Raw genomic sequence first — 24,171 nt, 5'->3', positions numbered from 1 at the left:
ATGCCAGCAGGGCCCTCCCGATCCTACGGATGGGAGGGCCCGGATGGTTCCCCCGGACGGCCCTTGATATCCGGCCCCCGTCAGCTGGGCCGCTTCTCCACGGTGACGGTCTCGATCACGACGTCCTGCAGCGGACGGTCGGTGCGAGGGTCGGTCTGCGTGGTGGCGATGCTGTCCACGACCCGCTTGCCGTCCTCTGTGCTCACCTCGCCGAAGATGGTGTGCTTCCCCGTCAGCCAGGTCGTCGGCGCCACGGTGATGAAGAACTGGGAGCCGTTGGTGCCGGTGCCGTTCGGGCCCGGGCCGGCGTTGGCCATCGCCAGCAGGTACGGCCGGGTGAACGCCAGGTCCGGGTGGATCTCGTCCCCGAACTGGTAGCCCGGGCCGCCGGTGCCGTTCCCCAGCGGGTCGCCGCCCTGGATCATGAAGCCGCTGATCACCCGGTGGAAGATCGTGCCGTCGTACAGCCGCGAGGTGGAGCGCACGCCGGTCTCCGGGTGGACCCACTCACGGGAGCCCTCGGCGAGCTCCACGAAGTTCTTGACCGTCTTGGGCGCGTGGTTGGGGAAGAGACGGACCTCGATGTCGCCGCGGTTGGTCTTCAGGGTGGCGTAGAGCTGCTCAGCCACGTTCTGCCTTCCGATTTACGTCAGGGACGGTCCCCGATCCTCCCATGCCCGGCGACACGCCAGGCTGCTGGATGCCGGTTTCGCGGGTCCGGATGACACTTAACCGGCATGATTAACGCATGAGTGAGAAAGATGGACAACAGGCATAGGTGCCCCAATTGAGGAGGAGAAGACCGTGACCCGCAACGGAAAGGGTGGCGTGCGGTACGCCGCCGGGGCGGTGGCGCCCCTCGCCGCGACGGCCAGGTACGGCGCGATGACCGGCGCCCGGCGGGCCCGCGCCTACGTGGTGCCCCGGGCCAGGATGGCCGCCACCGCGGCCCGCACGCGCTACGAGGAGCGCCTCGCTCCCCGGGTGGAGCGCGCCGTGTCCGCCGCGGGCCCGGCGGGCCGGCAGGCCAGGGCGCGTTCGGCCGCGGCCATGGCGGCCGTGAAAGGCGAGGTGACGCCGCGGGAGATCCGCGCGCTGGTGCGCCGCCGGGAGCGGCGGGCACGGGCCGGGCGGACGGCGCGGCGGCTGGTGGTGCTGTCGGTGGTCGCCGGGGCCGCCTTCGCCGCCTGGAAGTGGTGGGAGCAGCAGTCGAGCCCGGACTGGCTGATGGAGCCGGAGCCCGCCACGGACATCCCCCCGGAGGATGAGGAGGCAGCCGCCCTGGGCTGAACCACGCGGGTCACCTCCCGCACGGGGCGAGGACGAAGGCCGCCCCGGTCCCTCGCGGACCGGGGCGGCCTTTCACGCTCGGCTGGGCGCGCCGGTCAGGAGCCGCGCCCGAAGATGGCGCCCTCGTTGCCGCCGATGGCACCGCCGGGCCCGCCGCCGGGCCCGCCGTTGCCGTTCCCGCCGTCCTGGCCGCCGATGGCGGCCGGGTCGTACACGTACACCGTGACCGTCGTGTTCGGCTCGACCGACTGGTTCGGCCCGGGGTTGGTCGTCATCACGATGGCCGTCGGGATGTCCGGCCCCTCCACGGCGACGGTCAGCCCCGCGCCCTCGATCGCGGCGCGCGCCTGCTCCAGCGTCTGGTTGGTGACGTCCGGAACGGTCACCTCGTTCGGCTGCTCCGGCGGCACCGCGACCGTCAGCTCCACGACGCCCGGCTCGGGCACGCCCGTCCCCGCCGTCGGGTTCTGCGCGATGACCTGGTTCTCCGGACGCGAGGTGTCGGTCTGGTCGACCCGGGTCGCGGTGAACCCGGCCTCGGCGAGGATGTCCACCGCCGCGTCGTAGTCCTGGCCCACCACGTCAGGCACTTCCACGGTCTCGGGGGCGATCGCCACCGTCAGCGTGATCTCGGTACCCGGCTCGGCCTCCTCACCGGCCGCGGGCGACTGCTCCAGCACCGTGTCCGGCTCGGCCTCGTCGGTCTCCTGGTTCTCGCGCGCGACCTCGAATCCCGCCTCCTCCAGCTCGGCCTCGGCGTCCTCGAAAGAGTCACCGACCACGTCCGGCACCTCGACGGCCTCCGGGCCCTCGGAGATCAGCAGCGTGACCGTCTCGCCGCGCGCTATCGTCTCGCCCGCCTCCGGGTCGGTCCGGCAGACCAGACCCTCCTCGATGTCGGCGCACGGCACCGAGTCGCCCTCGGCGACCTCGAAGCCGCTGTTGACCAGCTCGTTCGTGGCGTCCTCGACCTCCTGGCCGGAGACGTCGGGCACCTCGGTCTGGCTGGCGGGCGGATCGCTCGCGAACAGGGCGCGGCCGATGAAGACGGCGCCGACCAGCACGAGGATCGCGGCCAGCACCAGCAGGATCGTCGAGGTGTGACGGCGGCCGCGGCGGTCGCCGCCGTCGTCGTAGTCGTCGTCGGGGGCGACCGGCGGCATCGCCGTGGTCTGCGGCTCCGCCGGGCGCAGCATCGTCGTCGGCTGGTCGCCGTAGCCGTACGGCACCGCGCCCATCGCGGCGGTGGCGCCGACGGGGCGGCCGTCGAGCGCCGCTTCGATGTCGGCGCGCATCTCGTCCGCGGACTGGTAGCGGTAGTCCGGGTCCTTCACCAGCGCCTTCAGCACGATGGCGTCGGCGTCCGGCGGCACGTCGGGGTCGAACGCGCTCGGCGGCTGCGGCTCCTCGCGGACGTGCTGGTAGGCCACGGCCACCGGCGAGTCGCCGACGAACGGCGGCCGGTTGGTCAGCAGCTCAAACAGCAGGCAGCCGGTGGAATACAGGTCGGAGCGCGCGTCCACCGTCTCGCCCTTGGCCTGCTCCGGCGACAGGTACTGGGCGGTGCCGATCACGGCGGCCGTCTGCGTCATCGTCATGCCGGCGTCGCCCATGGCGCGGGCGATGCCGAAGTCCATCACCTTCACCTGGCCGGTGCGGGTGAGCATGACGTTCGCCGGCTTGATGTCGCGGTGGACGATGCCGTTGCGGTGGGAGTACTCCAGCGCCTGGAGGATGCCGATGCACATCTCCAGGGCCCGCTCCGGCAGCAGCTTGCGGCCGGAGTGCAGCAGCTCACGCAGCGTGGAGCCGTCGACGTACTCCATCACGATGTAGGGGATGGAGATGCCGTCGACGTAGTCCTCGCCGGTGTCGTACACGGCGACGATGGCCGGGTGGTTCAGGGAAGCGGCCGACTGGGCCTCGCGGCGGAACCGTGCCTGGAACGTGGGGTCGCGGGCCAGGTCGGCCCGCAGCGTCTTGACGGCGACGGTCCGGCCGAGGCGAATGTCCTGGCCGAGGTACACCTCAGCCATGCCCCCGCGGCCAAGTACCTGGCCGAGTTCGTACCGCCCGCCGAGGCGACGCGGCTCTTCCATGTCTCCAGCCTCTCCGTGTGTTCCGACCGTCCCCCTCCGGCGGCGCGGCCGGGCTCCCCCGCGCGGGGCCGAACCCCCGGCTTACCGTACCCGCCCGGGGCGGGGTGACCGTGCGGTGGCGGTCGGCCGATATGGAACCGGTATCGCCTCCGGGCGGGGCCCTGGCGGAGCCCTGCCGGCACGGTCACGGACCACCGGTCTTGGGTAAGACGTGCGGCGGACCCGGTACGGTTGCCTGCTCGGGGCTGAACGCCACCGAACGTCCGCTGTCAGTTCTCGCTCTCCAGGACAGCCTCCATGATGTCCCGGGCGATGGGGCCGGCGAGCTGGCCGCCGGAGATGTCGTCGCTGTTGTCGGAGCCGTTCTCCACGACGACGGCGACGGCCACGGGAGAGCCCTCGTCGGTGATGGCGTAGGAGATGAACCAGGCGTACGGGATGGCCTCGTTGCCGACGCCGTGCTCGGCGGTGCCCGTCTTGCCGCCCACCCGGACGCCGTCGATCCGCGCCTGCGTGCCGGTGCCGTCGTCGTCCTGGACCACGGCCTCCATGGCCTCCTGGAGGATCTGCGCGGTCTCCGGGGAGATCGGGGTGCTCAGCTCCCTCGGCTCGTGCCGCTCGATGACGTCGAGGTTGGGAGCCACGAGCTGGTCGACCATGTAGGGCTCCATGAGCACACCGTCGTTGGCGATCGCGGCGGCAACCATGGCCATCTGGAGCGGGGTGGCGCGGTTGGACGCCTGGCCGATACCCGCCATGGCGTTCTGCGGCCGGTTGTCCTCGGGGTAGACGCTCTCGGTGGCGCGGACCGGGGTGTCCAGCTCCGGGTTGTTGAAGCCGAACGCCTCGGCCATCTCGATCATGGCCTCGTTGCCGACCCGGTCGCTGAGCTCGGCGAAGACGCTGTTGCAGGAGTACTTCATCGCGTCGCGGAGCGAGGCGTCCTCGCACCGGCCGTCGTCGAAGACGTTCGGCAGCTCGACGTTGTTCGTCTCGGGCAGGTAGTACGGGTCGGGCGTGTCGGTCGGCTCGTCGGCGCTGTCGAGGAGGCCCGCCTCCAGGGCCGCGGCGGCGGTCACCGGCTTGAACGTGGAACCCGGCGGGTACGTCTCGCGCAGCGCCCGGTTCAGCATCGGCTGGTTCTCGTCCTCGTTGAGGGCGACCCACGCCTCCTGGTCCTCCGCGCCGTACCCGGCGAAGGTGGAGGGGTCGTAGGACGGGGCGGAGGCCAGCGCGAGGATCTCGCCGGTGCGCGGGTCCAGGGCGGCGGCGGCGCCGCGGGCGCCGTCGAGCGCGGTCAGGCCCTCGTAGGCGGCGCGCTGGGCGTCCGCGTTGAGCGTCGTCACCACGTTGCCGCCGCGGCGCTCCTCGCCGGTGAGCATGTCCACCGTGTTGTTGAAGAACAGCCGGTCGTCGTCGCCGGTGAGGATCGAGTTGTGCAGCTCCTCCAGCTGCGTGGAGCCGTAGGCCTGGGAGGAGTAGCCGGTGACCGGCGCCCACATCTCGCCGTCTTCCCACGTCCGCTTGTAGCGGAAGTTCTCGTCGTCGGTCTCGACGGAGCCGGTGATGGGCTCGCCGTCGACGATGATGTTGCCGCGGGGCTGGGCGTAGCGCTCGATCAGGACCCGCCGGTTGTCCTCGTGGGTGGCCAGCTCGTCGGCCTGGACGAACTGCACCCAGTTCACACGGACGAGCAGGGCGAGGATGAGCAGGCCGCAGAAGATCGCGACACGGCGCATCGGCTTGTTCATGCTCGGACCACCTGGGTTTCCTCTGCCGCCAGAGACGGTGCGGGTGCGGGTGCGGGTCGTCGGGCAGTATCACTCATCCGCAGCAGAAGAGCGACAAGCGCCCAGTTGGCGATGACGGAGGAGCCGCCCTGGGCCAGGAACGGCATCGTCATGCCTGTCAGCGGGATCAGGCCGGTCACGCCGCCGGCCACGACGAAGACCTGAAGCGCGAACACGCCGGTGAGGCCGATGGCCAGCAGCTTGCCGAACGGGTCGCGGGTGGCCAGGGCGGTGCGCAGGCCGCGCTCGATGAGCAGGCCGTACAGCATGATCACGGCCATCATGCCGACGAGCCCCAGCTCCTCGCCGACGGTGGCGAGGATGTAGTCGCTCTTGGTGGCGATGCCGCCGATGAGGCGCGAGTAGCCCTGGCCGAGGCCGGAGCCCGTCAGGCCGCCGGAGCCGAAGGAGAACATCACCTGGGCGGTCTCGGTGACGCCGTCGTTGCTGGGGTCGCGTGCCAGAGGGTTGAGCCAGTTGTCGACGCGGGCGCCGACGTGGACGTTGGCGTTGGCCACGACTATCGCGCCCGTGGCCGACAGCAGCAGGCCGAAGATGATCCAGCTGGTGCGCTCCGTGGCGACGTACAGCATCACCACGAAGATGCCGAAGAACAGCAGTGACATGCCCAGGTCGGTCTCGAAGACCAGGATCATCAGGCTGACCGCCCAGACCATCAGGATCGGCCCGAGGTCGCGGCCGCGCGGCAGGTACAGCCCCATGAAGCGGCGGCTGGCCAGGGCGAGCGCGTCGCGCTTGACCATCAGGTACCCGGCGAAGAAGACCGCGATGATGATCTTGGCGAACTCGCCCGGCTGGAGCGAGCCGACGCCGGGGATGCGGACCCAGATCCGGGCGCCGTTGACGTCGGCGCCGAAGAACAGCGGGGTGATCAGCAGGATCAGCGCGACCACCATGGAGATGTAGGTGTAGCGCTGCAGGACGCGGTGGTCCTTGAGGAAGACCAGAACGGCCAGGAAGAGCGCGACGCCGACCGTGGACCAGATCAGCTGGTTGGGGGCGAGCGGGCCGCCGAGCGCGTCCGTCGTGATCGTCGGTTCCTGGTCGAGCCGCCAGATCAGCACCAGGCCGAGGCCGTTGAGCAGTGTGGCCAGCGGCAGCATCAGCGGGTCGGCGTAGGGGGCGAAGCGGCGCACCACCAGGTGGGCGACGCCCGCGATCAGGCCGAGCCCGAGCCCGTAGCCGAGCATGCCGGCCGGCAGCGTCTCATCCCTGGCCAGGCCGGTGTTGGCGTAGGCGAGCACCGGGATGATGACGGCGAACACGAGCATGGCCAGCTCGGTGTTGCGGCGGCTGGGCAGTCCGCCGGTGGAGACGGTCGTAGTGCTCTGGCTCATCGGTTACGTCCCGCACTGCCGGGCGAGGTCGCGCTGGTCGTCGGACATGGCGGGGGCCGTCGGCGTGGTGCTCTCGCCGGGCTCGCTGCCCCCCTGACCATTCTGACCGGTCCCGCCGGCCTGGCCCTCCGTCTCACCCGCGCCGTCCTCCGGTGCGGTGCCGCCGCTCTCGCCGGGCGAGTTCTCCTGGCTCTGCTGGCCGTCCTGCTGGCCGTCCTGCTCGCGCTGCCGCTCTTCCTGCTCCTTGGCCTCCTCCTGGGCCCGGCTCTGCTCCTCGGCGATCCGGCACACCTCGGCCTGCTCGGCGAGGTCGGCGATGGTCGTCTGGGCGTCCTCGAGGCTGCTGGCGGAGATGGTGTCCTCGAGCCGGCTGCGCTGGAAGGCCGGCAGGTACTCCAGCTCGATGTCCGGGTAGTCCTCTTCGAGGCTGTTCAGGCTTATGGGGCCCAGGCTGTCGCTCAGGCCGCGGTAGAGCGCGACGTGGTCGCCGTTGGCCGCGATGTAGTACTGGCCCTGGGTCCAGCGGTAGCCGGCGTACAGGCCGCCGGTGAGCACGGCGAGCGCCAGCGCGATCAGGGAGACGCGCTTCCAGGGGCTGCCCTTGGGGGCGTGGGAGACGTAGTCGCTGTCGCCGAAGGTGCCGAGGGGGGCGCCGCCGGCGAGCGCCGGCTCGCCGGGCGCGGGCGGCGGGGGCGCCGCGGGGCGGGCGAGTTCGGCGGCGCGGGCGGCCGGCGTCTGGCCGTCGCCGAAGCGCTGCGCCTGGCTCTCGGCGACGGCGCCGACGACCTGCGGGGCGTCGTAGAACTGCTGGGCGAGCGACTCGCCTTCCTGCGTGTCGGTGTCGATGACGTCGGCGACGATGCAGGTGATGTTGTCGGGCCCGCCGCCCCGCAGCGCCAGCTCGATCAGGTCGCGGACGGTCTCCTGCGGGGGCGCGAAGGCGGCGAGGGTGTCGCGGAGGGTCTCGTGGCTGACGACGCCGGAGAGCCCGTCGGAGCAGAGCAGGTACCGGTCGCCGGCGCGGACCTCGCGGATGGACAGGTCGGTCTCGATGTGGTCGGCGCTGCCCAGGGCCCGCATCAGCAGCGAGCGCTGCGGGTGGGTGGTGGCCTCCTCCTCGGTGATGCGGCCCTCGTCAACCAGGCGCTGGACCCAGGTGTGGTCCTGCGTGATCTGGGTGAGCTGGCCCTCGCGCAGCAGGTAGGCGCGGGAGTCGCCGACGTGCACCAGGCCCAGGCGCTGGCCGGTCCACAGCAGGGCGGTGAGCGTGGTGCCCATGCCGTCGAGGCGGGGGTCGTCGGCGACCATCGTGCGCAGCTGCTCGTTGGCGCGCTGCACGGAGTCATCGAGCGAGGTCAGGATGTCCGAGCCGGGGACGTCGTCGTCGAGCTGGACGAGGGTGGAGATCACCTCGGAGCTGGCGACCTCCCCGGCCGCCTGGCCGCCCATGCCGTCGGCGATGGCGAGGAGCCGGGGACCGGCGTAGCCGGAGTCCTCGTTGTGGTCGCGGATCATGCCGGTGTGGGAACCGGCGGCGAATCTCAGTGAGAGGCTCATGCGTGCCGTTGCCGCCCTCCGGTCGATCCGGTCGCTCCGGTCGTCATGCTGGTCGGACCTACTTCCGTAGTTCGATGACCGTCTTGCCGATGCGGATCGGCGTGCCGAGCGGGATGGGAGTGGGGGTCGTCAGCCGGTTGCGGCCGAGGTACGTGCCGTTGGTCGAGCCGAGATCCTCCACGATCCACTGGCCGTCACGGTCGGGGTAGATCCGGGCGTGGCGTCCCGAGGCGTAGTCGTCATCGAGAACGATGGTCGAGTCGTGTGCCCGGCCGAGCGTAATGGTCTGGCCCGCAAGCGCGACAGTGGTTCCGGCGAGAGAACCGCCGGTAATGACGAGCTTGGTGGGGGCACCGCGCCGCTGCCTGCCGCCGCGGCGGTCGCGGGCGGCCTGCTGCGGCGGCGGCTGGCGTCGCTGGGGTTCGGGGCGGCGGACGGCGGCCCGCTGGGTGACGCGTGTGCCGAAGAGGTCGCTGCGGATGACCTGGACGGCCACGATGACGAACAGCCACAGCACGGCCAGGAACCCCAGCCTCATGACCGTCAGGGTCAGCTCTGACATGGCCCCCCGATTACCCTTCGGCTTGCCGGTAGATGACGGTGGTGCTCCCCACGACGATGCGGGAGCCGTCGCGGAGCGTAGCGCGTTTGGTGTGCAGCCCGTCTACCACGATGCCGTTGGTCGAGCCCAGGTCCCTGATAGTGGCCGGATCCGTGGCCTGGATCTCGCAGTGCCGGCGGGAGACGCCGGGGTCATCGATCCGCACGTCGGACTCGGTGCTGCGGCCGAGGATCAGGGTGGGGCGGGAGATCTGGTGGCGGGTGCCGTTGATCTCCACCCAGCGCCGGATGCGGGGCTGGGCGGGCCGCGCGTAGGCCGCGGCGGGCGGCGGGGGATACGCGGGCGCCTGCGGCGGCGCGGCAGGCGGCGGACCGGGGTAGCCGTAACCGCCGGGCGCGGCGGGCGGCGGGGCGGGCGGCGGGGACGCCGGGGCCGGTCCCGCGGGGCGGCCGGGGGAGACCGCGGGCCCGGAGGCGCTCGCGGCCAGCGTGCGGCTGCGGACCCGGTACAGGCCGGTGCCCAGGGAGGACGACTCCTCCAGGTGCACCTTGATCTCGCCCATGAACGTGTACCGCTGCTGCTTGGCGTACTCCTTGACCATCCCGGCCAGTTCGGTGCTGAGCTGGGCGGAGTACGGGCTCAGGCGCTGGTAGTCACCAGTGCTGAGCTCCACCACGAAGTCGTTGGGGACGACGGTGCGTTCGCGGTTCCAGATGGTCGCGTTGTTGTCGCACTCACGCTGGAGGGCGCCGGCGATCTCCACTGGCTGGACGTCGGACTTGAAGACTTTGGCGAAGGTGCCATTGACGAGGCCTTCGAGGCGCTGCTCGAAGCGCTTCAGTACTCCCATGGCGCACCTCCTTCTCCAGCGTCCCGGCATGGCAGCGCGGACCGATCGTATCCACGTCCGGGACGGTCAAGTGGTTCCCTTCCCTCGCGGCTCCGCCAGGCCCGGCGCGTTCCCCGGATGGTAAGGCGAGCCTGGCAACAGTGTCCCGCATGCGGGGGCGGAACGGGGACGGCCTGCACTCCGCGCGCGCGTTCCGTGCCCGTCCGGCCCGGCGGCCGCTGCCCGGGCACCGGGGTGCGCTGAGGTGCGGGGACGGCGGATCAGGGGGACGGGGGGATACGGGGATGAAGTCAGGCGGGGGAGCGTGCTAGCCTTTCGGGTGTCGGCAGGACCGACAGCCCAATGCGCGGGTGGCGGAATAGGCAGACGCGCTGGATTCAGGTTCCAGTGCCCGAAAGGGCGTGGGGGTTCAACTCCCCCCTCGCGCACCGTGAGAAACCCCCTGACCAGGGGGTTTCTTTGTGTCTGGGGGCGGCGCCGCGGGGCGGGGCCCGGGCCAGGTCAGCGGCGCCGTGATTCTGGTCACGTGGGCCGGGCAGGGCCTCCGCCGGGGGCGCCCGCGGCCTGGTACCGCCCCGGCGACGGGGGCGACCGCCCGATTCGTACGACAATCACGGGATGGTGCGTGTGGCGCGTTTTCCGTGATTGCGCGTTTTTCTTCTGTCATGGTTTTCACCGCCCGCCGGGACGGCGGGGCACCACGGGTGAGTGGAAGGTGAGCCATGCGTGACTGCCGGAGCCTGCCGCGGCCGCCCCGCCGCGTCCTCGGGGCGGCGACCACCGGCGGGGACGGCCGCGTCCGATGACCTCCTCCACCCCCGCCACCCCGTCCCGGCGGCTCACCGTGCTGCATCTGGTGCAGCCGACCAGCGGCGGCGTGGCCCGTGCCGTCGCCGACCTGGTCCGGGCGCACACCGAGGCCGGAGTGCGCTCCCTCGTCGCCTGTCCCCCCACGGGGCCGCTGGAGCGCGAGGCCGCGGCGGCCGGCGCGGAGACGCTGTGCTGGCTCGCCGGGCCCGCGCCCAGCCCCGATCTGCCCTGGGAGGCCGTGTTCGCCGCCCGGCTCGCGCGCCGCGCGCGCCCCGCGCTGGTGCACCTGCACGGCGCGAAGGCCGGCCTCGCCGGGCGGCTGGGGCTGCGCGGCCGGTACCCGACCGTGTTCGAGCCGCGCGGCTGGTCCTTCGACGCCGCGGAGGGGCCCGCCGCCCGGCTCGCGCTGGCCTGGGAGCGCCGCGCCGCCCGCTGGGCCGACCGCGTGCTGTGCGTCAGCGAGCGGGAGCGGCGGCGCGGCGAACGGGCGGGGGTGACCGCGCGCTGGGCGGTGATCCCGCCGGGCGTGGACCCCGCCCGCTACCCGGCCGCGGACAGCGTCACCCGCCGCCAGGCGCGGGCGGCGCTCGCCGCCGTGCACGGCCTGCCGCAGCGGGCGCCGCTGGTCGTCTGCGTGGCCCGGCTGTGCCGGCAGAAGGGCCAGGACCTGCTGCTCGCCGCCTGGCCCGAGGTGGCCGCCCGGGTGCCCGGCGCCCGCCTCGCGCTCGTCGGCGCCGGGACCCCGCCGCCCGGGGCGGCCCGCACGCCGGGCGTGCTGCTGGCGGGGCACACCGACGACACCGCCCCCTGGTACGCGGCGGCCGACCTCGTGGTGCTGCCGTCGCGCTGGGAGGCCATGGCGATGGCGCCGCTGGAGGCCATGGCCACCGGCCGGCCCGTGGTGCTGACCGACGTCGGCGGCGCCCGCGAGTGCCTGCCGCCGGGGCACGCGGCGGACTGCCTGGTGCCGCCCGGCGATCCGGCGGCGCTGGCGGGCGCGCTGGCCGGGCTGCTGGCCAGCCCGGCGCGGCGCGGGGTGCTGGCGCGGCAGGCCAGGGAGCACGCCAGGACCGCCCTGGGCGCCGCCCGTGCGGCCGCCGACCGGCTGCGCCTGTACGAGGACGTCCTCCGCTCGCCCGGCGGCGTCCCCCGCACGCGTCGGCGCCGGGCGCTGAGCGCGCCGTGACCGGCTCAGGCGTCCTTGCCGGGCCGAGCCGGGCGCGGTGACCATAGGACCGGCGACCATCGGCCTGGACGGCCCGGACAGCTGGGAGAGCGCGCGAGCATGCCGGACGAGCCCCCTCCTCTTTTCTCCGAGCGCCCCGTCGAGCGCCCCGTTCCGCCCGCCGCCCCGGCCGCCGGCGTCAGGAGCGGCCGCGCCGCCGCGCGTGACAGCGTGCACGGCCTGGCGCTTGGCGACGCCTTCGGCGAGCGGTGGTTCCCCCTGATGCGCTCCCCGGCCGAGGCGCTGCGTGAGATCAGGGAGCGCCGCGTGCCCCGCGAACGGAGCTGGCACTGGACGGACGACACGGCCATGGCCCTCGCCGTGCTGAGCGCGCTGCGCGCCGACGGCGAGATCGTCCCGGACCGGCTGGCGCGGCTGTTCGCCGAGACGTACGAGGCCGATCCGGGGCGCGGCTACGGGCCAGGTATGCACGTTCTGCTGCCCGAACTGGCCAAGGATCCTGCCTCGTGGCGCACGCGGGCGGCCGCGCTCTTCGGCGGCGAGGGCAGCCTGGGCAACGGGGCGGCGATGCGGAGCGCCCCCGTGGGCGCGTGGTTCCACGCCGACCTGGAGCGGGCCGCGGCGCAGGCCGCCGTGGCCGCCGGCGTCACGCACGGCCACCCGGAGGGCATCGCGGGGGCGGTGGCCGTGGCGGTCGCGGCCGGGCTGGCGGCGCGTTACGGCACGGGCCGGGCCGGGGTGCCGTCCGGGCCAGGGTTCCTGCACGAGGTGGCCGGGCGGACGCCGCCCGGGCGGGTCCGCCAGGGGCTGCTGCGTGCCGCCCGGATCCCTGGGAACGTGCCCCCGGCGCGCGCCGCCGAGGAGCTGGGGAACGGCGCGCGGGTGCGGGCGGACGACACGGTGCCGTTCGCCGTCTGGGGCGCGGCGCACCACCTGGAGAGCCTGGTCGATGCCCTGTGGGCGGTGGCCGAAGGGCTGGGAGACGTCGACACCACCTGCGCCATCACCGGCGGCATCGTCGCCTCGGGCACGGGGCTTGGCGGTGTGCCGGAGGCGTGGCTGGCGCGGCGGGAACCGCTGCCGGGCTGGGTGGATGCCGCGGGCGGGGGCTAAGCGAAGGGCGAGGCGAAGGGGCCGGGTACGGGCCGGGCAAGGAGGAGCACCTCGCTGGGTGCGTGCCTGGGCAGGTTTTCTTCCGGATTGGGGGGAGGTAGTGGCGTCATGCCCGGATGGTAGTTCTCTTGTAGTTTCATAGGTTTCTTGCTCTCTCGCGGCATATCCGGCAAAGATCCGGATGTGTCGCCGTGGTCACGGCCGCGCGGGACGGCACGGTGCCGCCGTCCCGGCCAGGCGCCGGGCGTGCCTGGCCCGCCCGGCGCCGTGTCACCTGACGAGAGCGAGAGAGCTATGCATGACCTGGTAGTCGTGGGCGCGGGCCCGTACGGCCTGTCGGTCGCCGCGCACGCCGCCGCGGCCAAGCTGGACGTGCGGGTGCTGGGGCGCCCGATGGCGTCGTGGCGCGACCACATGCCGCGGGGCATGTACCTGAAGACGGAGCCCTGGGCCACCGACCTGTCCGACGCGGCCGGGGAACGCCCGCTGCGCGCGTTCTGCCGGGAGCGCGGTGTGACCGTGGCGTCCGGGCAGCCGGTGGCGCTGGAGACCTTCGCCGCCTACGGCCTGTGGTTCGCCGACGGCCTCGGCGCGCCGGTGGAAGAACGCATGGTCACCTCGGTGGCGCCGCAGGCTACCGGCTTCCGGGTGGAGACGTCGGACGGCGAGGCCATGCTCGCCAGGAACGTGGTGCTGGCCGCGGGGCTGCGGCCGCTGATCCGCGTGCCCGAGGTGCTGCGGGAGCTGTTCCGGCTGCGGGGCGGCGCGGACGGGCTGGTCTCGCACAGCACCGACCACCATGACCTGTCGGTCTTCGAGGGCCGTGACGTGGCCGTCGTCGGCGCGGGCCAGTCGGCCCTGGAGACCGCGGCGCTGCTGGCGGAGCACGGCGCCGCGCCGGTGATCATCGCGCGCGGCGCGGCGCTGCGGTGGGACCCGCCGCCGCTGCCCCCGATGCGAGGGCTGGCGGCCCTGCTGCGCGCCCCGCAGGGCCCGCTGGGCGCCGGCTGGGCGCCCTGGCTGTGGGCGCGGGCGCCCTGGGCGGTGCGGCGCTTCCCGGCCGTCTCGCGGGCGTACGACCGCAACGGCGCGCTCGGTCCGTCCGGTGCCTGGTGGCTGCGCGACCGGGTGCGGGGCGTGGTGCCGGTCCGGCTGGCGCACCGGCTGCTGCGGGCCTGGGAACACCGCGGCCGGGTGCGCCTGGAGATGGCGGCGGGCGAGGAGGACCACGTGGTCGTCGAGACCGGGCACGTCATCGCCGCCACCGGCTTCGCCCCCCAGCTGCGGCGGCTGCGGGTCCTCGACCCCGCGCTGCGCGAGGGGCTGGCGCGGGTGCGCGGCACCGACGCGCCGCGGCTGAGCCCGGCGTTCGAGTCCTCGCATCCCGGGCTGTTCTTCGCCGGGCCGCTGGCCGCGCCGTCGTTCGGCCCGGCGATGCGCTTCGTGTGCGGGGCGGCCTACGCCGCGCCCCGCACCGTCCGCGGGGTGCGGCGCCGTCTGGAGGGCCGGCCAGGGAAGGCGGCGCCCCGGGCAGGGCGCCGCTGACCGGCCGCCGCGCTCATGCCGCGGCGAGGGCCTTGGCGCACTGCCGCGCCTGCTCGTGCGCCTGGGCGCGGGAGGCGTGGGCCTTGTCGACCAGCTGCTCCATGCCCGGCGTGACGGGGGCCAGGGTCAGCTCGGGGATGATGAAGGTCACGTCCAGCTTCATGGAGCCGGCCAGCACCCAGTTCAGGTACGGGTGGGCGAAGTCGTTGCCCTCCATGGGCGTGCCGGGCGCGTAGGAACCGCCGCGGCTGCTGACCACGAAGGTCGGCTTGCCCGCCACGGTCGTCTGCTCGACGCCCGAGGTCCGGCCCCTGATGATCACGTGGTCCAGCCACGACTTGAGCGTGGACGGTATCGAGTAGTTGTACAGCGGCGCGCCGAGGAGCACGGCGTCGGCCGACTCCAGCTCGCTCGCCAGCTTGTCGCGCAGCTCGTAGGCCTGCTGCTGCTCGGGGGTGCGCTCCTCGGCCGCGGTGGACGCCGAGTAGTAGCTGACCGCGTCGAGGTGGGGCAGCGGCTCGGCGTTCAGGTCGCGGTAGACCACGGTGCCGCCCGGGTTCTCCGCCTCCCACGTCTCGCGGAAGGTGCGCGCGACCTCCCGGGAGACAGAGGTGGCGCCGTTCAGCGAGGAGTCGATGTGGAGCAGCGTGGGCATCGCCGGTTCCCTCCGGAGATTGAAGACTAAACTTAGGTACTGCCAAGCAGTACGAAGCTAGTTATAGCACAGTCGCTTACTTTTCTGCACCTACTTGGTTTCCGTCCAGTACCCTGGGAGGTAGTGGCGGCGAGGCCACAAGGGACGGAGGTACACGCGATGGGGCAGACGACTGGACAGGAGACCCGGACGACAGTCACCACGGACGCGTACGAGGCGGGCCCCAGCGTGTGCTCCGATCCCGGCTCGGCCCTGCACCGGGTCTTCCGGCTGCTGGGCAAGCGGTGGACCGGCCTGCTGCTGGCCGCCCTGATGAGCGGCCCCGGATACTTCACCGAGCTGCGGCGCGCCGTCCCCGGCATCAGCGAGCGGATGCTCTCCGACCGGCTGACCGAGCTGGCCGACCTCGGGCTGCTGACGCGCGAGGTCGAGCCGGGACCGCCGCTGCGGGTCAGCTACCGCCTCACGCCGGCCGGTGAGGGCCTGCGGCCGTCGCTCGCCGAGCTGACGCGGTGGGCCGAGCGCTACCTCCCCGACGACGGCAAGGGCTGCCCCAACGCCTTCCGCGGCTGACGGGGCGGTCCGCCGGGCGCCGTAGGCTGGGCGGGTGGCTGATACGGATGACGCGACGGCGCGGTTGGAACAGGCGGTGTACGCCGCCGAGACGGCGCTGATCGAGTTCGAGATCGCCGTCGAGACCTACCGGATCGAGATCGAGAACTTCTCCCGCCTCCACGAGGAGCGGCTCGGGCCTCTCTACGCCCGCCTCGAGGAGCTCGAGGCGCGCATCGCCGAGGCGATCGCCGCCCGCACCCAGGACCCGGAGGACATCCGCAAGGCCCAGCAGGCGCGCGCCCACGTGGCGCCCATCCCCCGCGTCTCCGAGCTGTTCGACGGCTGGATGGACTCCGGGGGACTGGGCCCCGAGGCGTACGCCATGCTCACCGGCCAGCCCGTGCAGTCGCCGCCGCGCGTACGGCCGAGCGAGGAGGTGCGCCGCCTCTACCGCGAGCTGGTTCGCAAGGCCCACCCCGACCTGGTGACCGACGAGCGCGAACGGGAGGCGCGCGACGCGTTCCTGGTGCGCGTCAACCACGCGTACGCGCTGGGTGACGCCGACTCGCTGCGCGCGCTGGCCGAGGAGTGGGAGCGGCGCGGCGCGGCCGCCGCCGAGCCGTGGCGCAGCCGCGGTGAGGAGCTGGCCGCGCGCCTGGAGTGGCTGGCGGCGCGCAAGGAGATGCTGGCCAAGGCCGCCGCCGACCTGGAGGCCAGCGCGATCGGCTCCATGCTGCGGCTCGCCCCCGACGATCCCGACGGGCTGCTGGAGGAGATCGCCGCCGACCTCGAACGCAAGCTCGCGGCCAAGGAGGCCGAGCTCGCCGCTCTCCTCGCCTCGGGCGGCCCCGGCCCGACCCCGTAAGCTCGGGCCCATGAGCTTTCCCGTTCCCGCCGCCGCGCCCGGCGACGTGCCCGGCGACGCGCCCCTGCTCGACGTCCGCGAGGACCAGGAGTGGGCCGCGGGCCACGCCGAGGGTGCGCTGCACGTGCCGATGGGCCAGGTGATCGAGCGCCTGGACGAGATCACCGCGCACGCCGCCGGGTCCACGCTGTACGTGCTGTGCCGGGTGGGCGGCCGGTCAGCGCAGGTGACGGCCTACCTCACGCGGCAGGGCGTCGACGCCGTCAACGTCGAAGGCGGCATGGAGGCCTGGCGGGCCGCGGGCAAGCCGATGGTCAGCGAGCACGGCGCCGAGCCGTTCGTGCTCTGACGCGGCGCGCCCACCGGCCGGCAGGGCCGGTCAGGGCCGGTCAGGGCCGGGGGATGCCGGACTCGCCCAGCGCCTTGAGGTTCTCGGCGCTCAGCTCCGTGAACGCCGCCGTCTCCCGCGGGTAGTCCTCGCGCTCGCCCTCGATCCGCCAGTCCTCGGCCAGCAGCGCCGCCACGTCCGCCTCGGCCCGCCCGGTCAGCGTGGCGTTGCCCTCCAGCACGGGCACGGGCGCCAGCCAGCTGCGGGCCGTGCCGCCGGCGTTCCGCAGCAGCACCGGCTCGCCCGGCGCGGCCAGGCCCAGGCGCGAGAGCACCGCGCGCGAGGCGACGTTCCCCGAGCCGCAGGACGGGGTCAGCCCGGCGCCGCGCTCGAAGGTGCGGACGAACAGCTCGCCGTCGCCCAGCGGCAGCACGAACGACAGGTTCGCCCCCTCCGGGAAGGTCTCCGGCGCCGACGCGATCCGGGTGCCCGCCGCGACCAGCTCTGCCTCGTCGTAGGCGTCCACCAGGGCGACCAGGTGCGCGTTCGGCACCGCGACCGCCGTCACCAGGCGCGAGGGCACCGCCGCCAGCGGCTGGTCCACGAACGGCCACGCCACATCCGCCACGATCGGTGCCTCGGGCGTGAAGTCCACCGGCGGCAGCTCCACCGACACCTGCCGCACGCCGTGCGCCGTGGTGCCCGCGTCCGTCACCGTGAACGTGTACGGGCCGGTGTGCAGCCGGACCGTGGCCGCCTGGTAGCGGTCGAGCAGCAGCCGCCCGGCGCCGCGCATGCCGTTCCCGCACAGCAGCGCGGGCGACCCGTCCGGATTGAAGAACCAGGCACGGGCCGTGCCGTCGCCGTCGTCCGCCACGAAGTACACGCCGTCGGCGCCCAGGCCGCGCTCCCGGTCGCACAGCCGCGCCACCGCGCGCGCCACGTCCGCCTCGGCGAGCACGTCGCCGGGCGCGCCGTCGATGACGAGGATCTCGTTGCGCGAGCCGTGGGTGAGGGCGATCGACAGAGCCATAAGGGAGATTCTTCCTGTTTTGGGGCCGAGGCCGCTGCCCATGCTATCCGGCCGGGGCCGCCCGGCGCCGGGCGAACGGCACCGGCCTGCCGCATCCGGGTGCCCGCCGGAACGGCGCGGGACGGGCGCGCGGGGCGCCGCGTGCGCCGTGGTATGTGCCTCGCGAGGGCCACAAGCGCGATGGCGCCGGCGAGTTGGCGGCGCCCACCAGGTAACGTGCCCGGACGCACGAGGAGTCGAGCCAGCGACGAGGTGAGCAGCCGTGTACCGGTCACCAACTGGCCCCGCCGGGCGGGGACCGCAGCGGTCGTGGCGCGCGACGGACTTCGACAACTGGTCCCGGGCGGTGTGCGGCCGCGTGCTCCCGCCGCACCAGCGCGGCTCCGGCAGCACCGAGAGCGGCCCCGGCGGCGGGCCCGAGAGCGGCGGCGGCCACCCGCCCGCCGCCCCGCCGCCCGGCACCCCGGACGCCTGAGCCGGCCGCCTGAACCCGGGACGGGTCTCATGTCACATCCCGCGGCCCCGCGCTGTCCCAGCCGGTGACTGCCGCGCGCCGGCGCGCGCGGCAGCCGTCCGTACCGCCCGTGACCTGAGAAAGGCAGAGATGGCATGACCCGCATCCCCCTCACCCCGCCCCGCTCCCTCACGCTGCGGATCGCCGAGTGGTACGCCCGGCGCGTCATCGGCACGGTGCCCGACCCCGCGCGCGCCCTGGGCCACCACCCCCGCATCCTGCGCTCCTGGCTCGGCCTGGAGCGCAGGGTCACCTCGTGGCACGCGCTCGACCCTGCCCTGAAGCAGCTCGCGCTGATGGTGTCCGCGGCCCGCATCGGCTGCTCCTGGTGCCTGGACTTCGGCTACTGGGAGGCCGACCGGCTGGGCCTGCCCGCCGAGAAGATCCGGCAGGTCCCGGCGTGGCGGGACCACCGCGAGATCTTCAGCGACACCGAGCAGCTGGTCATGGAGTACGCCGAGGCCATGACCGAGACCCCGCCCGCCGTCACCGACGGGCTCGCCGCCGCGCTCCGCGACACCCTCGGCGAGAAGGCGTTCGTCGAGCTGACCACCATCGTCGCGCTGGAGAACCTCCGCTCCCGCGTCAACAGCGCGTTCGGCCTCACCGCGCAGGGCTTCTCCCGCACATGCGCCGTAAGCTGGCCGCGATGACCGACGGCGGCGATGTCTGCGGAGATGTCTTCGAGGAGCACCGGGGGCGGCTCTTCGGCATCGCCTACCGGATACTCGGCACGGTCAGCGACGCGGAGGACGTCCTGCAGGACGCCTGGCTCGCCTGGCGCCAGGCGAAGGGCCCGGTGGCCAGCCCCGGCGCCTACCTGGCGCGGACCGTCACCAACCTCGCGCTCAACCGGCTCACCTCCGCGCGCGCCCGCCGCGAGACGTACGTCGGCCCGTGGCTGCCCGAGCCGCTGGTGGCCGCGCCGGACGTGGCCGAGGAGGTCGAGCGCGCCGAGTCCGTGTCGCTGGCGATGCTGGTGGTGCTGGAGAGCCTGTCGCCGCTGGAACGTGCCGTGTTCGTGCTGCGGGAGGTCTTCGGCTACACCCACCGCGAGATCGCGGCGGACCTCGGCCGCAGCGAGGCGGCGGTGCGGCAGGTCGCGCGCCGGGCGCGGGCGCACGTGGCCGCGCGGCGCCCCCGCTTCGACGCCACGGACGAGGAGCGGCGGCGCGTCACCGAGGAGTTCCTGCACGCCGCGGTCACGGGGGACGTCGCCGGGATGATGAAGCTGCTGGCACCCGACGTGACGGTGTGGACCGACGGCGGCGGCAAGCGGCGCGCCGCGCTGCGCCCGCTGCACGGCGCGGACAACGCCGCCCGCTGGATCGCGGGCGTCCGCACCCGGATCCCCGAGCCCGGCCTGCGGTGGGCGACCGTCAACGGCCGCCCCGGCGCGGTCATCACCTCACGGGGCGAGACGGACACCGTCGTGGTGCTGGAGGTCTCCGGCGGCCGGGTCGCCCAGATCCACGCCGTCCGCAACCCGGACAAGCTGCGGCACGTCAGCGCCGGCTGGCAGGCCAGCTGGTGAGCAGGCTGGCGGATCAGCTGGCTGGCTGGCTCGCGGCGAGCGCGGCCAGCCGTGCCGCCGCCTCGCGCAGGTCCTCGTGGCGCCGGCAGAAGGAGAACCGGACCAGCCACGGCGCCGGGTCAGGGCGGGCGACCCGGAACGCCGAGGTCGGGATCGCCACCACGCCGGCCCGTCCGGGCAGGTCGCGGCAGAACCGGGCGCCGTCCTGGTAGCCCAGGGGACGCACGTCGGCCTGGAGGAAGTAGCCCGCCTCGGCGCGCCGGGGGCGCAGGCCCGCGCGGGTGAGCCCGTCCGCCAGCAGGTCGCGCCCGGTGCGCAGCGTCCGCCGCAGCCCCTCCGCCCACTCCTCCACGCCGTCCAGCGCGCTGGCGAGCGCCGCCTGGTAGGGCGTGCCTGAGGCGTACGTCAGCCACTGCTTGACCGAGGCGACCGCCGCCACCAGGCGGGCCGGGCCGGTGACCCAGCCGACCTTCCAGCCGGTGACGTTGAACGTCTTGCCCGCTGAGGAGATGGTCAGCGTGCGCTCCCGCATCCCCGGCAGCGACGCCAGCGGCACGTGCGCCGCGCCGTCGTACGTCAGGTGCTCGTACACCTCGTCGGTGACGGCGACCAGGTCGTGCGCCACGCACACCTCGGCGACCGCCGCCAGCTCGGCGCGCGTGAACACCTTGCCGAGCGGGTTGTGGGGGGTGTTGAGGACCAGCATCCGGGTGCGCGGCGTGACCGCGGCGCGCAGCGCGTCCGCGTCGAGCGCGAAGCCGTCGCCGTCCGGTGCCAGCGGCGCGGCCACCAGCCGGGCGCCGCTGAGCCGCGCACCGGCCGGGTAGGCGTCGTAGCACGGGTCGAAGGTGACGACCTCGTCGCCGGGGCCGCTCAGCGCCAGGAACGCCGAGGCCAGCGCCTCGGTGGCGCCCGTCGTCACCAGCACCTCGCCGTCCGGGTCCCAGTCGAGCCCGTACCGCCGCCGCTGGTGCGCGGCGACCGCCTGCCGCAGCGCGGGCAGCCCGTGCGCCGGCGGGTACTGGTTGTCCCCGGCGAGCAGGGCGCGCGAGACGCCGTCCAGCAGCGCCGCCGGGCTGTCCAGGTCCGGCACGCCCTGCCCGAGGTTGAGGGACCCGGTCCTGCGGGCCAGTTCGGTCATCTCGGTGAAGATCGACGTCTCGCTCGCGCGGCTCATGCCCCTCAGGCTAAACGCGCGCCCCGCCACCGCCGCCGGCCCAGGGAGACCGCGGACCGGCCGTGGCGCGGGCGAAACCCGTGCCGGGGGTGTGCGGGGGCCGGCAGCACCACGGCAGGGAAGCCCCAGCGGAAGGCCCAGCGGAAGGCCCAGGAATAAGGCCAGCAAAAGGCCAGGCAGAAGGCGAGAGCGCCGACGGGCGGGCGCCGGGTGCCGGGCGGTCGTCCGGCCCGCCGCCGTCGGTGGCGAGTCCTTCGCGCGTGGGCGTGTCAAGGAGCCGTGGGGACAGGTGTACGGTGCTGAGGATTCACGCCACAGCAGCCTGGGGGAGGGCGGGCATGCCGCATCAGACGCCGCAGCCGGACGAGACGCGTGCCGCGGCCGCCGGCGCCGGGGAGGACGCGCCGTCGCTGCCGGCAGCGAACCCGGCAAGCCAGGCGCGGCTGGGCGCACTGTCGCTGCCGGCCCGGCTGGTCATCGCGGGCGCGGTCGGCGTGCTCGCCGTGTACACCGCCTGGCACCTGCTGATGGTCTTTCTCTTCGTGGCCCCGGACAACACGCTCAGCGAGGACCACGAAGAGACCATGAACGACTACATCTACCCGGAGTTCGAGCAGTCCTGGCAGCTCTTCGCCCCCAACCCGCTCCAGCGGAACGTCACGGTGGAGGTGCGCGCGGAGATACGCGAGGACGGCGGGGTGAGCACCACGGACTGGATCTCGCTGACGGCGATGGACATCGAGAACATCGAGCACCACCCCTTCCCCAGCCACACCGCGCAGAACGAACTCCGCCGCGCCTGGGACTTCTACGTGGACTCGCACGACGAGGAGGGCGAGCCCCGGGGCGAGCGCGGGGAGCTGTCCGAGGAGTACCTGACGCGCATCGCGCTGCTCCGGCTCGACCAGCGGTCGCAGGTGGACGTCGAGGACGTCTCCCGCATCCAGCTGCGGTCGGTGACGCGGCTGGTGCCCGCGCCGGAGTGGAGCAAGGAGGAGTCGGAAGCGGAGCGCAGCACCTACGAGCTCGACTGGTGGGTGGTGACGACCGAGCACCTGCCGGACGGTGTGCGGGCGGGCTCCGGGGCTGCCGCAGGGGGTGAGTCCCGGTGAGCGCCGCCAGCCCGCAGCCGTCCGCCGGGCAGCCCGCCGCGCCGCTGAAGGGGCTCGGCGCCCGCTTCGACGCCGCGCTGGCGCGGGGCGTGCACACCATCACCCGGCGGCCGCTCGGCCCGTACCAGACGGCCATCGTCCGCATCGGTTTCGCGTTCACGTGGCTGGTCTTCCTGCTGCGGGAGTGGCCCAACCGGCACGAGCTGTACGGGCCCGGCAGCCCGTGGAGCTTCGAGCTGGCCACGCGGTTCGTTGAGGGCAACGACGCCTTCACCGTGCTGCTGTGGTCGGACGCAACCGTGTGGTTCGAGTGCGTCTACCACCTCGGGATCGCCGCCTGCGTGGCGCTGCTGCTCGGCTGGCACACGCGCGCCTCGTCGGTGCTGTTCATGATCGGCGTGCTGGCGATGCAGAACCGCAGCGTCTTCATGGGCGACGGTGGCGACAACGTCATCCACCTGATGGCGCTGTACCTGACCCTCACCCGCTGCGGCCAGGTCTGGTCGCTCGACGCCCGCCGCCGGGCGCGGCCCGGCGCCCACCCGGCCGACCCGGGCGGGATCGCGGTGTGGGCGGTGCTGGGGCTGGCGCTGGCGCTGAGCATCGTGACGGGCAAGCTCGACAGCCCGGTGTGGACGGCGTTCTTCGCGGGCATGTGGCTGGTGCACGGCTACTGGTGGCTGGTCAGCCGCTACGCGCCGGCCGAGCCGCGCGTCGTCTCCGACGTCCTGGCCAACCTGGTCCACAACGCCACGCTGCTGGTCATCATGGTCCAGGTCTGCTTCATCTACTCCTGCGCGGGCTGGTACAAGATCCAGGGCTCGCGCTGGCAGGACGGCACCGCCGTCTACTACCCGCTGAACCTCGACTACTTCAGCCCGTGGCCGGAGATCGCCGACCGGCTCGCCGCCAGCGGCCTGATCATCATGGTGCTCAGCTACGGCACGGTGCTGGTCCAGGTCGCCTTCCCGTTCGCGCTGCTCAACCGCAAGGCCAAGAACGTGCTGCTGGTCATCATGGTGAGCGAGCACCTGGGGATCGCGGCGCTGATGGGACTGCCGGCGTTCTCCATGGCGATGATCGCGATGGACAGCGTCTTCCTGCCGACGGCCTTCCTGCTGTGGCTGGGTGCCCGCTGCTCGGGCCTGTCCGGGCGGCTGCGGCGGCTGCTGCCGGGCGGCCGCGGCAGCAGCGCCGGCGGCGCGGGTGAGGACGACGAGGACGCCGCCGGCACGGCCTGGCCGCCCGCGCCGGCGGGCGCGGCGGACACGGACACGGGCGCGGCGGACACGGACACGGTGCCGCCGCAGCGGCGCCCGGCCTGGGCCAGGAAGCCGTGACCTGCGCGGCCCGCTGGCACGCGCTCGCCCCCGGCCACGTGCTGCTCGACGGCTTCCACGCCCTCAAGCACGCCCTGCGGTTCGGCGCGGACGTCCCCCTTGCCGTGGCCACCGACCCCGCCGCCGCGCTGGACCTCGCCCGGGACCTCGCGCCCGACCTGACCGGCACCCTGGCCGCGCTGCTGCAACCCGTCACGGCCAAGGAGCTGCGCGCCCTCGTGCCCCGGCCGCACCCCACCGGCGTCGCCGCGCTGGCCGCTTATCCCGGCCCGGCACCGGCGGGGGACCCGGTGCCCGACGAGCCGTCGCGGCGCCAGGCGCCCGTCGTCGTGCTCGACAACCCGCGCCACCTGGGCAACACCGGCGCCGTCATCCGGGTCGCCGCGGGCACCGGCGCCGCCGGGGTGCTCACCACCGGCACCACCGACCCGTGGCACCCGGCGGTGGTGCGGGCCGCGGCGGGGCTGCACTTCGCCACCGCCGTGGGCCGCCGGGACGTGGCGGCGCTGCCCGACGGGCCGCTGTACGCGCTCGATCCCGGCGGTGAGGACATCCGGGGGGTTGTGATCGAGGACTGCGCGCTGCTCGCATTCGGCTCCGAACGCGCCGGTCTTTCTGCTGCGCTCCGGGAACGTGCCACGCGCCTGGTTTCGCTTCCGATGCGCCCCCGGGTTTCGAGTTACAACCTCGCGACGAGCGTGGCGATGACACTGTTCCATTGGACGTCGGGCGGGGTGCCTAAGCTGTGAGCATGCGAAAGATCGTGGAAGCGGTCAGTTGCAGGTGCCAGAACGGCACTCTCGTTCGCGAGGTGACTCTCACGAACGATGGTTATCTTTTCGATAATCCCGACTGGTCGTGCACGAGTTGTGGCCGAATTGTGCCCGAAGATAACGCG

General features: G+C 73.7%; 23 protein-coding genes and 1 tRNA gene. 14 read left to right on the top strand and 10 right to left on the bottom strand.

Translation table 11 applies throughout. The features are described from left to right. Window positions 1-80 precede the first annotated feature (80 nt). Complete coding sequence (locus JK356_RS05300) at window positions 81-629, bottom strand: peptidylprolyl isomerase (RefSeq protein ID WP_201866348.1); 549 nt, start codon at window positions 627-629, stop codon at window positions 81-83. Window positions 630-804: 175 nt separating this feature from the next. On the opposite strand from JK356_RS05300, the gene JK356_RS05295 reads away from it, so the two are divergent. Next, a complete protein-coding gene (locus JK356_RS05295) occupies window positions 805-1,290 on the top strand; it encodes a DUF5324 family protein (RefSeq protein ID WP_201866347.1) in 486 nt (161 codons plus the stop codon). Between the two features lie 95 nt (window positions 1,291-1,385). On the opposite strand, the gene pknB is transcribed toward JK356_RS05295, so the two are convergent. The 6 genes from pknB to JK356_RS05265 all read right to left on the bottom strand — a co-directional run bounded on the left by pknB (window position 1,386) and on the right by JK356_RS05265 (window position 9,506). Continuing rightward, on the bottom strand, window positions 1,386-3,389 hold the full coding sequence (gene pknB, locus JK356_RS05290) for a Stk1 family PASTA domain-containing Ser/Thr kinase (RefSeq protein ID WP_201866346.1): 2,004 nt from the start codon (window positions 3,387-3,389) through the stop codon (window positions 1,386-1,388). A gap of 269 nt (window positions 3,390-3,658) precedes the next feature. Continuing rightward, the gene (locus JK356_RS05285; protein ID WP_201866345.1) at window positions 3,659-5,140 is read right to left on the bottom strand and encodes a penicillin-binding protein 2; all 1,482 of its coding nucleotides are present in this window, start codon (window positions 5,138-5,140) and stop codon (window positions 3,659-3,661) included. Beyond that, window positions 5,137-6,537 (bottom strand): FtsW/RodA/SpoVE family cell cycle protein, encoded by a 1,401-nt coding sequence (locus JK356_RS05280; protein ID WP_201866344.1) that lies wholly within the window; start codon window positions 6,535-6,537, stop codon window positions 5,137-5,139. The genes JK356_RS05285 and JK356_RS05280 overlap by 4 nt, the downstream gene beginning before the upstream one ends. A gap of 3 nt (window positions 6,538-6,540) precedes the next feature. Beyond that, on the bottom strand, window positions 6,541-8,094 hold the full coding sequence (locus tag JK356_RS05275) for a Stp1/IreP family PP2C-type Ser/Thr phosphatase (RefSeq protein ID WP_201866343.1): 1,554 nt from the start codon (window positions 8,092-8,094) through the stop codon (window positions 6,541-6,543). Between the two features lie 58 nt (window positions 8,095-8,152). Further along, entirely contained in the window at window positions 8,153-8,656 is a 504-nt protein-coding gene (locus JK356_RS05270; RefSeq protein ID WP_201866342.1) for an FHA domain-containing protein, read from the bottom strand. Between the two features lie 10 nt (window positions 8,657-8,666). Next, window positions 8,667-9,506: a DUF3662 and FHA domain-containing protein gene (locus JK356_RS05265; protein ID WP_201866341.1), complete on the bottom strand. Its 840-nt coding sequence runs from the start codon at window positions 9,504-9,506 to the stop codon at window positions 8,667-8,669. A gap of 344 nt (window positions 9,507-9,850) precedes the next feature. On the opposite strand from JK356_RS05265, the gene JK356_RS05260 reads away from it, so the two are divergent. From JK356_RS05260 to JK356_RS05245, 4 genes are all read left to right on the top strand, one after another. After that, a tRNA-Leu gene (locus JK356_RS05260) sits at window positions 9,851-9,934 on the top strand. A 374-nt stretch (window positions 9,935-10,308) separates the two neighbouring features. Beyond that, on the top strand, window positions 10,309-11,502 hold the full coding sequence (locus JK356_RS05255) for a glycosyltransferase (RefSeq protein WP_201866340.1): 1,194 nt from the start codon (window positions 10,309-10,311) through the stop codon (window positions 11,500-11,502). Between the two features lie 99 nt (window positions 11,503-11,601). After that, a complete protein-coding gene (locus JK356_RS05250; RefSeq protein ID WP_201866339.1) occupies window positions 11,602-12,615 on the top strand; it encodes an ADP-ribosylglycohydrolase family protein in 1,014 nt (337 codons plus the stop codon). A gap of 294 nt (window positions 12,616-12,909) precedes the next feature. Then, window positions 12,910-14,160 carry an NAD(P)-binding domain-containing protein gene (locus tag JK356_RS05245; RefSeq protein WP_201866338.1) on the top strand — a complete coding sequence of 417 codons (1,251 nt, stop codon included), beginning with the start codon at window positions 12,910-12,912 and terminating at the stop codon, window positions 14,158-14,160. Window positions 14,161-14,173: 13 nt separating this feature from the next. On the opposite strand, the gene JK356_RS05240 is transcribed toward JK356_RS05245, so the two are convergent. Then, the gene (locus JK356_RS05240) at window positions 14,174-14,815 is read right to left on the bottom strand and encodes an FMN-dependent NADH-azoreductase (RefSeq protein ID WP_201866337.1); all 642 of its coding nucleotides are present in this window, start codon (window positions 14,813-14,815) and stop codon (window positions 14,174-14,176) included. A gap of 159 nt (window positions 14,816-14,974) precedes the next feature. Between JK356_RS05240 and JK356_RS05235 the strand changes: the two genes are divergently transcribed. From JK356_RS05235 to JK356_RS05225, 3 genes are read left to right on the top strand one after another with little or no spacing between them, the layout of a single operon-like run. Then, a complete protein-coding gene (locus tag JK356_RS05235) occupies window positions 14,975-15,388 on the top strand; it encodes a helix-turn-helix domain-containing protein (protein ID WP_201866336.1) in 414 nt (137 codons plus the stop codon). 34 nt (window positions 15,389-15,422) lie between these two features. Beyond that, entirely contained in the window at window positions 15,423-16,235 is an 813-nt protein-coding gene (locus JK356_RS05230) for a hypothetical protein (protein ID WP_201866335.1), read from the top strand. A 10-nt stretch (window positions 16,236-16,245) separates the two neighbouring features. After that, the gene (locus tag JK356_RS05225) at window positions 16,246-16,584 is read left to right on the top strand and encodes a rhodanese-like domain-containing protein (RefSeq protein WP_201866334.1); all 339 of its coding nucleotides are present in this window, start codon (window positions 16,246-16,248) and stop codon (window positions 16,582-16,584) included. A 40-nt stretch (window positions 16,585-16,624) separates the two neighbouring features. Here the strand turns inward: JK356_RS05225 and dapF are convergent, their stop codons facing one another. Then, a complete protein-coding gene (dapF, locus tag JK356_RS05220; protein WP_201866333.1) occupies window positions 16,625-17,596 on the bottom strand; it encodes a diaminopimelate epimerase in 972 nt (323 codons plus the stop codon). 262 nt (window positions 17,597-17,858) lie between these two features. On the opposite strand from dapF, the gene JK356_RS05215 reads away from it, so the two are divergent. From JK356_RS05215 to JK356_RS05205, 3 genes are all read left to right on the top strand, one after another. Beyond that, window positions 17,859-18,071, top strand: coding sequence for a hypothetical protein (locus tag JK356_RS05215; RefSeq protein WP_201866332.1), 213 nt, complete (start codon window positions 17,859-17,861; stop codon window positions 18,069-18,071). 134 nt (window positions 18,072-18,205) lie between these two features. Next, window positions 18,206-18,763, top strand: coding sequence for a carboxymuconolactone decarboxylase family protein (locus JK356_RS05210; RefSeq protein WP_201866331.1), 558 nt, complete (start codon window positions 18,206-18,208; stop codon window positions 18,761-18,763). Continuing rightward, window positions 18,760-19,644 carry an RNA polymerase sigma-70 factor gene (locus JK356_RS05205; protein WP_201866447.1) on the top strand — a complete coding sequence of 295 codons (885 nt, stop codon included), beginning with the start codon at window positions 18,760-18,762 and terminating at the stop codon, window positions 19,642-19,644. Before JK356_RS05210 ends, JK356_RS05205 begins: the two co-directional genes overlap by 4 nt. A gap of 13 nt (window positions 19,645-19,657) precedes the next feature. Here the strand turns inward: JK356_RS05205 and JK356_RS05200 are convergent, their stop codons facing one another. Next, entirely contained in the window at window positions 19,658-20,821 is a 1,164-nt protein-coding gene (locus JK356_RS05200; RefSeq protein WP_201866330.1) for an aminotransferase class I/II-fold pyridoxal phosphate-dependent enzyme, read from the bottom strand. 338 nt (window positions 20,822-21,159) lie between these two features. Here JK356_RS05200 and JK356_RS05195 point away from each other — a divergent pair, with 338 nt between their 5' ends. From JK356_RS05195 to JK356_RS05185, 3 genes are read left to right on the top strand one after another with little or no spacing between them, the layout of a single operon-like run. Then, entirely contained in the window at window positions 21,160-21,933 is a 774-nt protein-coding gene (locus tag JK356_RS05195; RefSeq protein WP_201866329.1) for a DUF5819 family protein, read from the top strand. Then, complete coding sequence (locus JK356_RS05190) at window positions 21,930-23,273, top strand: HTTM domain-containing protein (protein WP_201866328.1); 1,344 nt, start codon at window positions 21,930-21,932, stop codon at window positions 23,271-23,273. The genes JK356_RS05195 and JK356_RS05190 overlap by 4 nt, the downstream gene beginning before the upstream one ends. After that, on the top strand, window positions 23,270-24,022 hold the full coding sequence (locus tag JK356_RS05185; RefSeq protein ID WP_201866327.1) for an RNA methyltransferase: 753 nt from the start codon (window positions 23,270-23,272) through the stop codon (window positions 24,020-24,022). The genes JK356_RS05190 and JK356_RS05185 overlap by 4 nt, the downstream gene beginning before the upstream one ends. Window positions 24,023-24,171: the final 149 nt, after the last annotated feature.

Source organism: Streptomyces sp. 7-21 (assembly GCF_016741785.1).
GTDB lineage: Bacteria > Actinomycetota > Actinomycetes > Streptomycetales > Streptomycetaceae > Streptomyces.
Note: the sequence above shows the minus strand (reverse complement) of the source record. Positions and strands in the feature narration are given on the sequence as shown.

Coding starts and splice junctions, on each gene's coding strand:
- JK356_RS05285 (WP_201866345.1), bottom strand. CDS start 5,140: ATGAACAAGCCGATGCGCCGTGTCGCGATCTTCTGCGGCCTGCTCATC.
- JK356_RS05280 (WP_201866344.1), bottom strand. CDS start 6,537: ATGAGCCAGAGCACTACGACCGTCTCCACCGGCGGACTGCCCAGCCGC.
- JK356_RS05205 (WP_201866447.1), top strand. CDS start 18,760: ATGACCGACGGCGGCGATGTCTGCGGAGATGTCTTCGAGGAGCACCGG.
- JK356_RS05270 (WP_201866342.1), bottom strand. CDS start 8,656: ATGTCAGAGCTGACCCTGACGGTCATGAGGCTGGGGTTCCTGGCCGTG.
- JK356_RS05255 (WP_201866340.1), top strand. CDS start 10,309: ATGACCTCCTCCACCCCCGCCACCCCGTCCCGGCGGCTCACCGTGCTG.
- JK356_RS05210 (WP_201866331.1), top strand. CDS start 18,206: ATGACCCGCATCCCCCTCACCCCGCCCCGCTCCCTCACGCTGCGGATC.
- JK356_RS05240 (WP_201866337.1), bottom strand. CDS start 14,815: ATGCCCACGCTGCTCCACATCGACTCCTCGCTGAACGGCGCCACCTCT.
- JK356_RS05245 (WP_201866338.1), top strand. CDS start 12,910: ATGCATGACCTGGTAGTCGTGGGCGCGGGCCCGTACGGCCTGTCGGTC.
- pknB (WP_201866346.1), bottom strand. CDS start 3,389: ATGGAAGAGCCGCGTCGCCTCGGCGGGCGGTACGAACTCGGCCAGGTA.
- JK356_RS05265 (WP_201866341.1), bottom strand. CDS start 9,506: ATGGGAGTACTGAAGCGCTTCGAGCAGCGCCTCGAAGGCCTCGTCAAT.
- JK356_RS05200 (WP_201866330.1), bottom strand. CDS start 20,821: ATGAGCCGCGCGAGCGAGACGTCGATCTTCACCGAGATGACCGAACTG.
- JK356_RS05235 (WP_201866336.1), top strand. CDS start 14,975: ATGGGGCAGACGACTGGACAGGAGACCCGGACGACAGTCACCACGGAC.
- JK356_RS05225 (WP_201866334.1), top strand. CDS start 16,246: ATGAGCTTTCCCGTTCCCGCCGCCGCGCCCGGCGACGTGCCCGGCGAC.
- JK356_RS05250 (WP_201866339.1), top strand. CDS start 11,602: ATGCCGGACGAGCCCCCTCCTCTTTTCTCCGAGCGCCCCGTCGAGCGC.
- dapF (WP_201866333.1), bottom strand. CDS start 17,596: ATGGCTCTGTCGATCGCCCTCACCCACGGCTCGCGCAACGAGATCCTC.
- JK356_RS05275 (WP_201866343.1), bottom strand. CDS start 8,094: ATGAGCCTCTCACTGAGATTCGCCGCCGGTTCCCACACCGGCATGATC.
- JK356_RS05195 (WP_201866329.1), top strand. CDS start 21,160: ATGCCGCATCAGACGCCGCAGCCGGACGAGACGCGTGCCGCGGCCGCC.